The following is a 14,795-nucleotide window of genomic DNA, read 5'->3' on the forward strand; positions in this document are numbered from 1 at the left end:
CGTAAGAAAGATCGAGAAAAAGTTGAATAAAAGATAATATTTAAAAATTAGGGAGAATTGCTGCAGAGGCGAGTACGGGGTAAAATCCAGTCCTGTGGGGCAAAGTAGCGGTAAATTCGCTGTCATCCCCTTGTTTATCGATACTGCACAATGTGCCATTTAAATGAATCTGCCCGAAATCAACACGTCTCTTTTCAAACGCCTGCGATTTATTCTTGTCGAAACTAGTCGCTCTGGCAACATTGGCGCCGTCGCGCGGGCCATGAAAACGATGGGTTTTTCCGATCTGGTGCTGGTCAATCCCCGCTTTCCCGATGCCTTGACGGACGCGGAAGCGGTGGCCTTCGCCAGCGGCGCGCATGATATCCTGTCCGGCGCGCGCATCGTCGGCTCGATCGCCGAGGCGCTCGAAGGCTGCAATTACGCTGCGGCCGTCTCAGCCCGCCTGCGCGAATTTTCTCCGCCCGTCACGGCCCCGCGCGCCATCGCGGCCCAACTGGCGGCCAGCGACGACTTGCACGCAGCCGTCATCTTCGGCAACGAGCGCTTCGGCTTGCCCAACGAGATCGTCGAGCAGTGCAATGTGCTGATCAACATCCCCGCCAACCCCGAGTATTCCTCGCTGAACCTGTCGCAGGCGGCGCAGGTCGTCGCCTATGAATGCCGCGTGGCGGCCCTCGGCGACGGGCAGATCGCCAGTCCCGTCGGTTTCCATGGCGACGCGGCCAGCCTGGCGCAGGTCGACGGCATGTACGCGCATCTGGAACAGGCGCTGGTGGCCATCGACTTCCTCGACGCGGACAACCCGAAAAAACTCATGCCAAGGCTGAAACGCCTGTTTTCGCGCACGGGGCTGGAAACGGAAGAAGTCAATATCCTGCGCGGCATCGCCCGGCATATCCTGGCGGTAGCGAAAAAAGGCCCATGATAGAGACCCGGCTGCTGCGCCAGTTCATCGCCGTCGCCGAGGAACTCAATTTCCGCCGCGCGGCCGAGCGGCTGCACATGGCGCAGCCGCCGTTGTCGCAGGCGATATTGCGGCTGGAAGAAGCGCTCGGCTATCCCGTATTCGAGCGCACGAACCGCAAGGTCGCCTTGACGCCGGCCGGCATGGCTTTCCTGGCCACGGCGCGCCAGGTGCTGGCCAGCCTGGAAGAGGGCGTGGCGGCCACGCGCCGCGTGGCGCAGGGCATCGAGGGCCACTTGCGCCTGAGCTTTATCCACATCACGCCGTATGCCCACGTATTGAATGCCTTGCGCGCGTTTCGCGCCGCTTCGCCCGCCGTGCAGTTCACCTTGCGCGAAGCGTCGACGCAGCAGCAGGTCGAGTGGCTGGAGCGGGGCGAGGTCGATATCGCCCTGCTGCGCGTGCCGGGCCGCAGCACGCCGGGCTTGCGCTTCGAGCGCCTGTCCGGCGAAGACATCGTGATCGCGCTGCCGTCGAACCACCGCTGCGCGGGCCAGGCGCGCGTGGATCTGGCGGACCTGGCCGGCGACGATTTCGTCGCTTCGCCGCGCGACCTGGGCCAGGGTTTCCACGACCAGCTGGCCAGCCTGTGCCTGCACGCGGGCTTCGTGCCGCGCGTGGCGCAGCAGGCGCGCCGTTTGCAAACGGTGCTGGGACTGGTGGCTGCCGGCTTCGGCGTGGCCCTGCTGCCGGCCAGCCTGGCGGCGTCCCGGCCTGCCGGCGTCGTCATGCTGCCGCTGCACAGCGATGCGCCCGCGCCGCTGCGCCAGCTCGACCTGTACATGGCGTGGGACCCGCAGCGCACGTCTCCCGTGCGCGAGCGCCTGCTGGCGCAGCTGCGGCACTCTTCCGCCTATTGAGACTTTCAAAGTCTCATTTCAAGATAAATAAGATATTTTACAGATGGTGAATGAGGGGCCAGCATGGCGTTTTGATTGTCAGGAACTGCCATGTCCACCATGTCCTCGCGCACTGTGCTGCCGTCCGCCACGCTGCCACTTTCCATTTACCTGCTCTCCCTGTGCAGCTTTGCCTTCGGCTTGTGCGAATTCATCGCCGCCGGCCTGTTGACCCCCATGGCGCGCGACTTGCACGCCAGCGTGGCGGCGGCCGGCGGCGCCATCGCCGCGTACGCGCTGGGGGCGGCCATCGGCGCGCCCATCCTGACGGCCATGCTGGCGCGCCGGCCCGTGCGCCAGGTGCTGGTGGCCACCATGCTCGTGCTGGCGGCCGGCAGCGTGGCCATGGCGGCCGCGCCAGCGCTGGGCGCGCTGCTGGGGGGGCGCTTTGCCGTCGGCCTCGCGCATGGCGTCTTCATGGCGGTGGCGTCGCATGCGGCCACCAGCCTGGTCGACCCGTCCCGCGCGGGACGGGCGCTGTCCATCGTCTGGCTGGGCCTGACCCTGGCGCTGGCCGGCGGCGTGCCGCTGGGGACGTGGCTGGGCGCCGTCTCGTCGTGGCGCTGGGTATTTGCGGCCATCGGCGTGCTGGCCCTGTGCGGTGGCGCGGGCCTGCGCTTGGCCATGCCGGCCGCGCGCCAGCAGGCCGCCGCCGTATCGGCCCTGGCCAGCCTGCGCGCCATCCTGCAGCTACCCCTGCTGCTGGCGGCCGGCGTGGCGGCGCTGGTCAGCGTGGCTACCTTCAGCTTTTTCACGTATGTCTCGCCCTTCCTGCTGCAGCTGGGCGGGCTCGATGCGGCCTGGCTGGGCGCCGCCATGCTGTGTTTTGGCGCGTGCGCCATCGGCGGCAACCTGCTGGGCGGCTGGTGCGCCGACCGCCCCCACGCGCTGCGCTCCACCGTGCTGGCCCTGGCCGCGCTGGCGCTCAATCTGCTGGCCTTTTATCTGCTGCGCGCCCAGCCCCTGGCCATGCTGGCCCTGTGCGGCACTTTGGGCTTGCTGTTCTTTGCCCTCGTCACCCTGTCTACCATGCGGCTGCTACGCCTGGCGCAACGGCATTGCCCGGGCAGCGACGCCGTGGCGGCGGGCCTGAATATCGCCGCCTTCAATGCGGGCACGGCCTTTGGCGGCGCGCTGGGAGGTGCGCTGATCGTCGCCTTCGGCTTGTCCAGCATTGCCATCGGCGGCGCGCTGGCGGCGCTGCTGGCCATGCTGTTGCTATGGTTTCAGGCGCAAAAACTAGACTCTCCGCTCTAGTTTTTGCGTTCAAGCGCCCACTGCCTTTGGCGTACACTGGCCTGCAAAAGGCGGTATAAAACAAGGGGATAGGGGTATGCAACGCAGATCGTTTCTGAAACTGGGCGTGCTCGGCGCCTGCGCGCTGGCCGCCGGAGGGGCGGCCTATCGCCTGGTGCGCGGGCCGGCGCCACCAGGCCGCTTCGTGCTCGATGGCGCGGCACGCGCGGCGCTGGCGGCCATCGTGCCGGCCATGCTGGGCGAGGCATTGCCGCCGCCGCAAGCGGCTGCGCGGGCTGCGGCGCTCGATGGCGCCATCGCCGGCGTGGACACGGCCATCCGCGGCTTGCCCCTGGCGGCGCAGCAGGAGGTGCAGGATTTGTTTGGCCTGCTGGCGCTGGCACCCGCGCGGCGCTTCGTCGCCGGCGTGCATGGCGGCTGGCGCGAAGCCGATCCCGCCCAGGTGGCCGCCTTTCTGCAGTCGTGGCGCACGCACCGCCTGGCCACCTTGCAGACGGCCTACCTGGCCCTGCACGATCTGATCCTCGGCGCCTGGTATGCCGATGCCGCCCACTGGGCCGCCATCGGCTATCCGGGGCCGCTGCCCGAATTGAGCGCATAAGGTATCCATGAGCACATCTCCCATTCTTGACCCCATCGCCATCGGCGTGGCCAGCGGCTGGAACGTCACCGACGCCAGCACCGTGGCCGCCGACCGTACGCTGGAAGCCGACGTGATCATCATCGGCAGCGGCGCCGGCGGCGGCGTGACGGCGGAAATCCTCGCGCTGGCCGGCCTGAAGGTCTTGATCGTCGAAGAGGGCGGCTTGAAGTCCTCGCAAGACTTCAAGATGCGCGAAGCGGACGCCTATCCCGCGCTGTACCAGGAATCGGCCGCGCGCAAGACGCGCGACAAGGCGATCAATATCCTGCAGGGGCGCACCGTGGGCGGTTCGACCACCGTCAACTGGACCTCGAGCTTCCGCACGCCGCCCGGCACCCTCGAGTACTGGCGCAAGCATTTTGGCTTGTCCGGCTATTCCGTCGATGCCATGGCGCCGTGGTTCGCCATGATGGAAAAGCGCCTGCACGTGAGCGACTGGGCCGTGCCGCCCAATGAAAACAACGACTTGTTGCGCCGTGGCGCCACGGCGCTGGGCATTCCCACGGCCGCCATCCGGCGCAACGTGAACGGCTGCTGGAACCTCGGCTATTGCGGCATGGGCTGCCCGACCAACGCCAAGCAGTCGATGCTGGTGACGACGATCCCGTCGGCGCTGGCGCTGGGCGCGGGCCTGCTCGTGCATGCGCGCGCCGAGCGTTTCAGCTTCAAGGGCGAGCGCATCGACAGCCTGCAGGTGACGGCGCTCGACGCCGCCGGGCAGGTGCCGACGGGCGTGCGCCTCACGCTGCGCGCCAGACACTTCGTGCTGGCCGGCGGCGCCATCAACTCGCCGGCGCTGCTGTTGCGCTCGCAGGCGCCGGATCCGCATGGCTTGCTGGGGCGGCGCACCTTCCTGCATCCGACGGTGATCTCGGCGGGCCTGTTCCCGCAGCGCGTCGACGCCTATGCGGGCGCGCCGCAGACGATTTATTCCGACCATTTCCTGCACGCGGCGCCCATCGATGGTCCCATCGGCTACAAGCTCGAAGCGCCGCCGCTGCATCCGCTGCTGATGGCCACCACCATGGGCGGTTTCGGCGATGAACACGCGCGCACCATGCGCGAATTCCCCCATGCGCATGGCTTGCTGGCCCTGCTGCGCGACGGCTTTCACCATGATTCGGCGGGCGGCACGGTATCGATCGACAGCTTCGGTGCGCCCGTGCTCGACTATCCGCTCACGCCTTTTATGTGGGATGGCGTGCGGCGCGCGCTGCTGTCGATGGCGGAAATCCAGTTCGCCGCCGGCGCGAAAAGTGTCTATCCCGTGCATGAAATGGCCAGCCATTACACCAGCTGGGCGCAGGCGAAGCAGGCCATCGGCGATTTGCCGATGAGGGTGCTGCTGGCGCGGGTGGTGTCGGCCCACGTGATGGGCGGCTGCGCCATGTCGGACGATGCGCGCCTGGGCGTGACGGGTGCCGATGGCCGCTACCACGGCGTGCGCAATTTGTCCGTGCACGACGGCTCGCTGTTGCCCACGTCGATAGGCGCCAATCCGCAATTGACGCTGTATGCGCTGGCCGCACGCCTGGCCAGCGGCCTGGCGCGGGAGCTGACGGGCAAACCGGCGCCCGTGCCCGTTCCAGCGCCAGCATGATCGCACGCATACTCAAGTGGCTGATGCTGCTGCAGCTGCTGGCCGTGCTGGGGTTGGCGTACCTGGCCATGCAGGCGTGGGGCGTGGCTTCGCCGGTGCAGGCCGTGTTGCTGGCGCTGGCCATGCTGCTGGCCGTGCGCGCGCTGGTCGTGGCGCGCAATTTTTGGCAGAGCCGGCGGCTGGGTAGCTCCGTGCCACAGGAATATCAATTGGGTGTGCGGGGCGCCGCGCGCCTGTTCCTGGGCGAACTGCGCGCCACCCTGTGGGCCTCGTCCTGGGGCATGCTGCGTCCGCGCCTGCATGCGCTGGACGCCGCCACGGCTTCCCGGGGCTTGCCGGTGCTGCTGATCCACGGCTATGTGTGCAACCGCGGCTACTGGGCGCAACTGAGCCGCCAGCTGGCGCGGGCCGGCGTCGCGCATGACGCTGTCGACCTGGAACCCATCGTCGCCGACATCGAGGATTGCGTGCCGCAGGTGGAGCAGGCCATCACCGAGCTGTGCGCCCGCACGGGCAGCGGCCGCGTGATTCTCGTCGCCCACAGCATGGGCGGCCTGGTGGCGCGCGCCTGGCTGCGCCGGCATGGCGCGCGGCGTGTCGCCCGCATCATCACCATCGGCACGCCGCACCACGGCACGGCGCTGGCCAATGTGGCGGCAGGCGCGAATGCCCGGCAGATGAGCCGTATCCATGGCGCCCCGGACGCCTGGCTGGCGCAGCTGGCCGCCAGCGAGACGCCGGCAACGCGCGCCCTGATCACTTCGATGTACTCGCATCACGACAATATCGTCGCGCCGCAGTCGTCCGCGCAGCTGCCCGGCGCGCGCAATCTGGCCTTCGGCGGCATCGGCCACGTGGCGCTGGCCAGCGATGCGCGCGTGCTGCGTCAGCTGCTGGAAGAAATCACTATCAAGAACGAAGTCGCCCAGCCTCCGTCTTGCCCGCATTTTTCCTGACTCCTGTTGTGTTTTGTCTGCATGGCAAGACTGTCTGTTTTGACTCTGCTGTTGCCCCTGTTTAACAACGCCATGGGCAGATAATGCTGTTTTCCGCTGGCGTACTGTATTAAGCTAAGGTCAGAAGGGCAGCGGGAAAAATTGTTCCTGAGGCCGCTTGCGTCGTTCTGCAGACGTCCGGCGGCCAGATTTTTCTCAGGATCTATGGCAAGATATTGTAGGATTGTTATGTAGCCCGCGCATGCGAAAAGTTGAACGCAGGCAGAAAATGAGTCCATGCAGTTTTTATTGGGGGCGCTAATTGTCCGCACGTATCCTGATTATTGAAGATAACGCCACCAATATGGAATTGATGGTGTATTTGCTGCGTGCCTTCGGGTACACGCCGCTGGCCGCCTATGACGGCGAAGAGGGCGTGCGCATGGCGCGCAGCGAATTGCCGGACTTGATCATTTGCGACGTGCATTTGCCCAAGCTCGATGGCTATGGCGTGGTGGCCGAGCTGAAGAAAGATCCGCAGCTGCGCAATATCCCGGCCCTGGCCGTGACGGCACTGGCCATGGTGGGCGACCGCGAACGTCTGCTTGAAGCGGGTTTCAATGGCTACATCGGCAAGCCGATCGAGCCCGACCTGTTCGTCGCGGAGCTGGAATCTTTTTTACCCGGGGCGCCGTCGACGCCAGTTAAAAACGACATAGCCACCATCCTGATCGTCGATGATCATGTGCTGAACCGCGAATTCCTGACCGCTTTGCTCGGTTACGGCGGCCACCGCCTGCTGGAAGCGGCGAATGGCGCCGACGCGCTGGAAGTCCTGCGCACCGAGCGGCCGGACCTGATCATTTCCGACATCCTCATGCCGAACATGGACGGCTACGAATTCGTCACGCGCGTGCATGCCGATCCCGTGCTGACCGACGTGCCCATCATCTTTTATACGGCCACCTACCGCGAACAGGAAGCGATCTTGCTGGCGCAGGCGTGCGGCGTGCGCTGGGTGCTGCCCAAGCCGTCCGACCCCGAAGTCATCGTGCGCACGGTGAACGAGGCGCTGGGGCTGATGCCGGCGGCGGCCCAGGTGCCGGCTGCGCCGGAGGTCAGCGGCGCCGCGGCGCCTCCCGTCACGGGCAAGCTGGCCGGCATCGAGCACCAGGTCAGCGGCTACCTCGACGAACTCGAATCGAGCAGCCAGCAGATTTCGCAGCTGGCCAGCCAGCGCGAGGGCCAGGCCGTCATCCCCGAAGACCTGGGCGTCATGACGGAGCGCCTGTCGCGCTCGCTGTCGAGCCTGCAGGCGGTGAGCCTGCGCCTCACGGCCCTGATCGAGCTGGGCATCGAGCTGGGCGCCGAACGCGATCCGCGCGCCCTGATCGAGGCGGGCTGCAAGGTGGCGCAGAATATCTGCGTCTCCAAGTACGCCTGCATCGGCATGCTGGAAGAGGGCGCCGAAAAGCTCAGCTATTTTTCCTCGTGCGGCGCCGAGAAAAACCTCGAGCGCATCGCCAGTACACCGCGCACGGGCATCCTGAACCGCTTGCTGGAACAGCGCCAGCCCTACCGGGTCAACGGCTTGAAGGGCGACCCCGGCGCGCTGGGCCTGCCCGACACGCACCCGCCCGTGCATTCCTTTCTGGGCGTGGCCATCGCCTCGCGCGAGCGCAGCCACGGCTGGCTGTACCTGGTCGACAAGCTGGGCGCGAATGAATTTTCCGAAGTCGACGAGCGCGTCGCCGCCACGGTGGCGGCGCAGATCGCCGTCGCCTACGACAACCTGCTGCTGTACGACGAGATCAAGCGCCACCATGAGCAGCTGACCCTGGACATGGCGGCGCGCATCCGCCTCGATGAAGACTTGCGCCGCTTCCGCCTGGCGATGGATGCCACGGCCGACGCGATTTTCCTCGTCGACCGTGCCGGCATGTGCTTCGTCGACGTCAACCAGACGGCTTGCCGCATGCTCGGTTTCGAGCGCGAGGATTTCCTGCGCGTGGGGCCGGGCCGCGCGCACGAGGGCGAATCCCAGCTGGAAGAGCTGTACAACAAGCTGCTGGCCGGCGACCAGGGCGGCCCGATGACGGAATTGCAGCTGCAGCGCAAGGACGGTTCGCCGCTGTCGGTGGAAGTGCAGCGGCGTACCCTGCGCTCGGGGCAGAGCTGGATCCTGGTGGCCGTGGCGCGCGACATCACCGAGCGCAAGGATGCCGAGCACCGCCTGATGAAGCTGGCGCATTTCGATACCTTGACGGGCTTGCCGAACCGCAGCCAGTTCTACGCCTCGCTGACCCATTCGCTGACCCAGGCGTCCGAGCACCAGTGGGCCGTGGCCGTGCTGTTCATGGATATCGACCGCTTCAAGAATATCAACGATACCCTGGGCCACACCATCGGCGACGATCTGCTGCGCCAGTTTTCCAGCCGCCTCGTCGATTGCCTGCGCGTGCGCGATACCATCGGCCGCTTTGGCGGCGATGAATTTGCCACCATCCTGGTACTGCCCGATGGCGCCCAGCATGCCGTGGGCGTGGTCGACAAGATCCGCGAGGCGATGCGCAAGCCCTTCGACTTGCAGGGTCACGAGGTGACGGTGACGGTCAGCATCGGCATATCCGTGTACCCCGACGATGGCATCGATGCGGACACGCTGATTCAATATGCCGACACGGCCATGTACCGCGCCAAGGAAGCGGGCCGCGACGCCTTCCGCTTCTTCACGGCGGAAATGAATGCGCAGTCGATGGCGCGGCTGGACATGGAAAACGCCCTGCGGCGCGCCATCGACAACGAGGAATTCGTGCTGTTCTTCCAGCCCAAGGTGAATATCATCTCGGGACGCATCAGCGGCGCCGAGGCGCTGATACGCTGGCGCCGCCCCGGCCACGGCATGGTCTCGCCGGCCCTGTTCATCCCCCTGCTGGAAGAAACGGGGCTGATCGTGCGCGTCGGTAACTGGGTGCTCGACGAAGCGTGCAGGAAGATCAGCGAGTGGGGCGCCAGCAGCATCGGGCCCGTGCACCTGTCGGTCAACGTGTCGGGCATCCAGTTTTTCGTCGGCGGCCTGGAAGAGGAGGTGCTCAAGGCGATCCGCAAATACGATATCGCGCCCGAGCTGCTGGAGCTGGAGCTGACGGAAAGCTCGCTCATGTCGAACGCCGAGGAAACCATCGCCGTGCTGCGCAACCTGAAGGCGCTGGGCATCCAGATTTCCATCGACGATTTCGGCACCGGCTATTCGAGCCTGGCCTACCTGAAGCGCTTCCCTATCGACAAGCTGAAGATCGATATCGCCTTCGTGCGCGAAGTGACCAGCAATCCGGACGACGCCGCCATCGTGCTGGCCATTATCAGCATGGCGCACAGCATGAAGCTGGAAGTGATCGCCGAAGGCGTGGAAAACGATGCGCAGCTGGCCTATTTGCGGCGCCACGGCTGCGACGAGATGCAGGGTTATTACTTCAGCCGTCCCGTGCCGCACGAGGAATTCGAACAGATGCTGATGGGCGGCAAGCTGTTGCAGGCGCCGCAGGATGCCGGTGGCGAAGAGCAGCAAACCTTGCTGATCGTCGACGACGATGTCTTCATGCTCGACGTGCTCAGCGACTTCCTGGCGCAGGACGGCTACCGCATCCTCACGGCGCAGACGGCCGCCGAAGGCTTCGACATCCTGGCCCGCCACAAGGTGCAGGTGATCCTGTGCGACCAGTGCATGCCGCTCATGAGCGGCACCGAATTCATGGAGCGGGTCAAGCACCTGTGTCCCGACACCTTCCGCATCATGCTGTCGGCCTTTGCCGACCTGACGCCCATCATGGCGGCCATCAACCGCGGCGCCGTCGACCGCTTCTATACCAAGCCGTGGAAAGGCGCCGTGCTGCGCGAGAATATCCGCGAAGGCTTCCGCCTGCACAAGCTGCTGCATGGCCAGGTGAAGGCGGCGGCCTAGGTTCTGGCCGCCGCGTGCGCTGGCGCACCTTGAGCAGCCGTTTTCTATCGAATTAGACCCCCGTCTCTAGTTTTGCTCACTAGAATAAAATGCATCCATGAAGTGGCATGGCCTTTCACATGACGGGAGCTGGCGATGGTGAAGAAATTGAAGGAACCGACGGAAGACAAGGAATTGGCAAGCGCGGTGCGCTCGTCCGCGCAGCAGATCTGGCAAGCGGGCCTCGGTGCCTTTGCCAAGGCGCAGGAAGAGGGCGGGCGCGTGTTTTCCAAGCTGGTAAAGGAAGGCACGGAATTCCAGAAGCGCGCCGAAGACAAGGTGGCCGGTGTCAGCGACAGTGTCAGCAAGCTGGCCGATGGCGTGGGCAAGCAGGCCAGCGGCTCCTGGGACAAGCTGGAACAGGTGTTTGAAGAGCGCGTCGCGCGCGCCCTGGCCACCATCGGCGTGCCCACGCAACAGGACCTCGCCGCGCTGCACGCGCAGATCGATGCCTTGAGCCGGCAAGTGGCGGCGCTGTCGGCCAAGGCCGCGCCGGCCTCCAAGCCGAAGGCTGCGGCCAAGCCCGCCGTGAAGGCGGCGCCGAAAGCCGCACCGAAAACCGCGCCAAAAACCGCACCGAAAACGGCCGTCGCCAAGGCCACGGCCAAGCCGGCAGCCAGGGCCGCGCCGCGCGCCGCAGCCAAACCGGTGAGCAAGCCGCTGAGCAAACCGGCGGCGAAGAAAAAAGCGCCGGCCGCCTGAGCTGGCGCCGCATTCCTCCAGCCTGCTCGCGCAGGCTTTTTTTTGCCTGCGTTTTTCGCCGGCGGCCAGGGGCGGAGTGTTTCATTATGGCTATTTTAGGTGGTATGCTTGAGGCAGAACACAGAGAGATTGCCCGCCATGCTACAAAAAGCACCACGCCGTACCCGCGAACGCATCCTGGAGTTGTCGCTGCGCCTGTTCAATGAGTTTGGTGAGCCGAATATCACGACGACCGTGATTGCGGAAGAGATGAACATTTCGCCCGGCAACCTGTATTACCACTTCCGTAACAAGGACGATATCGTCAATTCGATCTTCGTCCAGTTCGAGGCGGAAATCGAACGCATCCTGACCGTGCCCGACGGTCGCCGCTCGAATATCGAGGATGTCTGGCTGTATTTGCACCTGATGTTCGAACTGATCTGGCGCTACCGCTTTTTCTATCGCGACCTCAATGATTTGCTGTCGCGCAACCGCAAACTGGAATTGCACTTCAAGCTGATCCTGGCGCACAAGATCAAGGTGGCCACGCAGCTGTGCGAAGACTTGCGCAGCGAACAGTCGCTGGAAGCGTCGGACATGGAAATTGCTGCGATGGCGACGAATATGGTGGTTGTCGCCACCTACTGGCTGTCGTACGAGTATGTGCGCAACCCGCGCAAGTACAGCGAGCAGCAATCGATGTCCGATGCGCTGGCGCGCGGCTGTTACCAGGTACTGTCCCTGATCGGCCCGTATCTGCGCAATGAAACGCATTTGCTGTTTCGCAAACTGTCGGAAGAGTATGTGACGAAACTCAAGAACGACTGACGCGGCTGCTGGCGCCACGTCGCTATTTACAGGAGAGATATATGGCTTGGAAACAATTCCCCTATCCGGACGAGGCATATGTCTACACGCCGCAAACCCTGGAAGCGGCCTGGGCGCGTCTGCATGCGGGCGACGTGGAACCCTTTCCCACGCACTCTGCGCTGGTGCAAGCCTGGCTGGCCTTCCATGCGGGCGACTTCGAGCGCGCCGTGAAGCTGGGCCTGGCCGTCGGCGTGCCCGGCTATGCGGTGGCGCACAAGGCGACCTGCATCTACGCCACGCACCTGGAAGTGGACGACAGCCGGAAACTCGACATGTACGAAGAAGTCGCGGAGCGCTGCGAGCGCCAGCAGAGTGAGCAGCCGGACAATCCGGCCGGCTACTACTGGCATGCCTACAGCCTGGGCCGTTATGCGCTGGGCACGTCCGTCGTCAAGGCCCTGGCGCAAGGCATGGGCGCGCGCGTGCGCAACAGCCTGGACCGCACGATGACGGTGGCGCCCATGCATGCGGAAGCGCATATCGCGTTTGGGATTTATCATACGGAAATTATCGACAAAGTCGGCGCCATGATAGGCAGCCTGACCTACGGCGCCAACAAGGAAGACGGTTATCAGCACTTCAAGACGGCACTGGCCCTGACGCCGTATTCGGCGCTGGCGCACAGCGAATATGCGCGCGCCTTGAATATGCTCGACGGAAAGAAAAAGTTGGCGGAAGCGCTGGCATTGTATGAAAAGGCGGCCGAGTGCGAGGCACTGGACGCCAAGGAGCGCCTCGAGGTCGAGGCGGCGATCGATGAATTGAAAGGGTAGGGATTACTGTGATCAAGGCTTTATGTGTGTACTGTGGCGCCAATGCGGGCGTCTCGCCGGACTATGCCGTGGCGGCGCGCGAACTGGCGCGCGTGCTGGTGGCGGAAAATATCTCGCTCGTATATGGCGGCGGCAAGGTGGGCCTGATGGGCGTGATCGCCGATGAAGTGCTCCGCCTGGGCGGTGAAGTGACGGGCGTGATTCCCACCCAGCTGGTCGAGCGCGAAGTGGGCCACACGGGCTTGACGCGCCAGTTCATCGTTAAGGACATGCATGAGCGCAAGGCGATGATGGCCAGCCTGTCTGACGCCTTCATCGCCATGCCCGGCGGCTATGGCACCCTGGAAGAGCTGTTCGAGATGCTCACGTGGGCCCAGCTGGGCTTGCACGCCAAGCCCATCGGCTTGCTCAATGTCGACCGTTTCTATGATGGCTTGATCGCTTTCGTGCAAAACGGCAAGGAACAGGGCTTTATCCGCCCGCAGCACGCGGCGTTCCTGAATGCCGACGCCGATCCTGCCGCGCTGGTGCAGCGCCTGAAGGAGTGCGCGCCGTAATCTTTCCTCATAGAAATTGACAGGGAGCCATGCGCTGCGCAGTGCATGGCTTTTTTTATTTCCACACGGGAAAATTGATCGCGCTCAATGATTCAATTGATAAATATATGTCCATAATATTTCTCTCTATGCATGTTATTTTGAAAATGAAGATGCTTTTTAATTATGGTTGTGGTCTACTTGTCCTGTTCAAAAGTTAGGACTATCGGACACCCGTGAGCGCGACAAGACTCCTAAAAAACGGTGCCGAGCCATTTCAAGTTGCCACAGCCACGCTACTTCATCATCTCGAAAGGATGCTATTTTGAAACCTATGACCCTCTTGCGCGCGACCGCTGTCGCCGCCATTCTTGCAGCCGCTGGCGGTGCTCAGGCGCAGACGACGACGATCGGCTTCGATTCGCTCGAACATCCCGGCTACTTTGGTTCCGTATTCAATTCCTACTCCGAAGGCGGCTATAACTTTGACAGCAGCTTCCTGGGCCTGTTGAGCTCGGCACATCAGGATAGCTTCGCCTATGCCGGCTCGGCCGGCCTGGGTGCGACAGCCCTGTCGACAACGACCTTGTCGCGCGCCGATGGCGCCGCTTTCTCGCTGAGCTCGATCAGCCTGGCCGATTTCGTGAGCTTGCCTGGTTCCTTCGATGTGACCTTTGTCGGCCACCAGGTGGGCGGCGGCACGGTGACCCAGACCTTCAGCCTTGGCGGCGGCCACACCTTTGCCGATTACACGTTTACGGGTTTCAGCAATCTGCTGTCGGCATCGTGGAAGGAAGGCGCCTTGCACACCTTCCAGGTTGACAATATCTCCGCCACTGTCAGCGCCGTGCCGGAACCGGCCACCTACGGCATGCTGCTGGGCGGACTGGGCCTGCTGGGCTTCATGCTTCGCCGCAAGAACGCCGCCTGAGCCTGAACATGGTGCCGGCCATGCCGGTGCATACGTAAACAATGCCGCCCAGTGGATGCCGGGCGGCATTGTTACGTGGACTTCATGACCCTGACTTCATGACCACAGGCGCTGGCCTGACAGGTCAAGCTGGGTCAGGTACAGGCGCACGTCGAATTCATACTGGTGGTATTGCGGTTCCATATACGTGCACAGCTTGTAGAACGCCTTGTCATGCTGCTTTTCTTTTACATGCGCCAGTTCGTGCACGGCGATCATGCGCAGGAATTCCAGCGGCACTTCCTTGAACATGGTGGCCACGCGGATTTCATGCTTGGCTTTGAGCTTGCCGCCCTGCACGCGCGAGATCGAGGTATGCAAACCCAGCGCATGCTGGATCACATGGATCTTGCTGTCGAACGCCACCTTGTTGATGGGTTCGGCATTGCGCAGGAATTCATTCTTCAAGTCCTGCACATACTGGTATAACGCCTTGTCGTTGCGCACATCGTGCGCGTTCGGATAGCGTTTCAACAGGACGTCGCCCAGCTTGTCTTGCGCGATCAGTTGTTGCACTTGCGCTTGCGTTTGTTCGGAATAGGCGCTCAGGTATTTCAGGGATGGCTGCATGCGGGGAAGGGCGGGGCGGGGCGCGGAGGTGTCGGTAAGGCGAGAATGTACCATACCGCCGCGCCCCGCGCTGCGCCAGCCCTTGCGCGGG

Annotated in this window: 13 protein-coding genes; 12 read left to right on the forward strand and 1 reads right to left on the reverse strand. The window is 63.9% G+C overall.

All coding sequences use genetic code 11. The features are described from left to right. Window positions 1-163 precede the first annotated feature (163 nt). The 12 genes from CSQ92_RS01200 (at window position 164) to CSQ92_RS29270 (ending at window position 14,095) form a co-directional block, all read left to right on the forward strand. Entirely contained in the window at window positions 164-928 is a 765-nt protein-coding gene (locus CSQ92_RS01200) for an RNA methyltransferase (RefSeq protein ID WP_099393011.1), read from the forward strand. Continuing rightward, window positions 925-1,827, forward strand: a complete 903-nt coding sequence (locus tag CSQ92_RS01205) for a LysR substrate-binding domain-containing protein (RefSeq protein ID WP_099393012.1) — start codon at window positions 925-927, stop codon at window positions 1,825-1,827. Before CSQ92_RS01200 ends, CSQ92_RS01205 begins: the two co-directional genes overlap by 4 nt. A 90-nt stretch (window positions 1,828-1,917) precedes the next feature. After that, a complete protein-coding gene (locus tag CSQ92_RS01210) occupies window positions 1,918-3,123 on the forward strand; it encodes an MFS transporter (protein ID WP_257219094.1) in 1,206 nt (401 codons plus the stop codon). 76 nt (window positions 3,124-3,199) lie between these two features. Further along, a complete protein-coding gene (locus CSQ92_RS01215) occupies window positions 3,200-3,724 on the forward strand; it encodes a hypothetical protein (protein ID WP_099393013.1) in 525 nt (174 codons plus the stop codon). Window positions 3,725-3,731: 7 nt separating this feature from the next. Further along, the gene (locus tag CSQ92_RS01220; RefSeq protein ID WP_099393014.1) at window positions 3,732-5,366 is read left to right on the forward strand and encodes a GMC family oxidoreductase; all 1,635 of its coding nucleotides are present in this window, start codon (window positions 3,732-3,734) and stop codon (window positions 5,364-5,366) included. After that, window positions 5,363-6,322: an esterase/lipase family protein gene (locus CSQ92_RS01225; RefSeq protein WP_099393015.1), complete on the forward strand. Its 960-nt coding sequence runs from the start codon at window positions 5,363-5,365 to the stop codon at window positions 6,320-6,322. The genes CSQ92_RS01220 and CSQ92_RS01225 overlap by 4 nt, the downstream gene beginning before the upstream one ends. A gap of 301 nt (window positions 6,323-6,623) precedes the next feature. Then, entirely contained in the window at window positions 6,624-10,262 is a 3,639-nt protein-coding gene (locus CSQ92_RS01230; protein ID WP_099393016.1) for an EAL domain-containing protein, read from the forward strand. 135 nt (window positions 10,263-10,397) lie between these two features. Beyond that, window positions 10,398-11,003, forward strand: coding sequence for a phasin family protein (locus CSQ92_RS01235; protein ID WP_099393017.1), 606 nt, complete (start codon window positions 10,398-10,400; stop codon window positions 11,001-11,003). Between the two features lie 138 nt (window positions 11,004-11,141). Further along, window positions 11,142-11,813, forward strand: a complete 672-nt coding sequence (locus tag CSQ92_RS01240) for a TetR/AcrR family transcriptional regulator (protein WP_034786204.1) — start codon at window positions 11,142-11,144, stop codon at window positions 11,811-11,813. Window positions 11,814-11,854: 41 nt separating this feature from the next. Beyond that, the gene (locus CSQ92_RS01245; protein WP_034786202.1) at window positions 11,855-12,628 is read left to right on the forward strand and encodes a hypothetical protein; all 774 of its coding nucleotides are present in this window, start codon (window positions 11,855-11,857) and stop codon (window positions 12,626-12,628) included. An 11-nt stretch (window positions 12,629-12,639) separates the two neighbouring features. Next, window positions 12,640-13,185: a TIGR00730 family Rossman fold protein gene (locus tag CSQ92_RS01250; RefSeq protein ID WP_034786386.1), complete on the forward strand. Its 546-nt coding sequence runs from the start codon at window positions 12,640-12,642 to the stop codon at window positions 13,183-13,185. Window positions 13,186-13,489: 304 nt separating this feature from the next. Continuing rightward, the gene (locus tag CSQ92_RS29270; protein ID WP_412101867.1) at window positions 13,490-14,095 is read left to right on the forward strand and encodes a PEP-CTERM sorting domain-containing protein; all 606 of its coding nucleotides are present in this window, start codon (window positions 13,490-13,492) and stop codon (window positions 14,093-14,095) included. A 96-nt stretch (window positions 14,096-14,191) separates the two neighbouring features. Here CSQ92_RS29270 and CSQ92_RS01260 read toward each other — a convergent pair whose 3' ends face one another. Then, a complete protein-coding gene (locus CSQ92_RS01260; protein ID WP_034758768.1) occupies window positions 14,192-14,704 on the reverse strand; it encodes a YgjP-like metallopeptidase domain-containing protein in 513 nt (170 codons plus the stop codon). Window positions 14,705-14,795 lie beyond the last annotated feature (91 nt).

Origin of the sequence: Janthinobacterium sp. BJB446, assembly GCF_002735655.1 — a bacterium.
GTDB lineage: Bacteria > Pseudomonadota > Gammaproteobacteria > Burkholderiales > Burkholderiaceae_D > Janthinobacterium > Janthinobacterium lividum.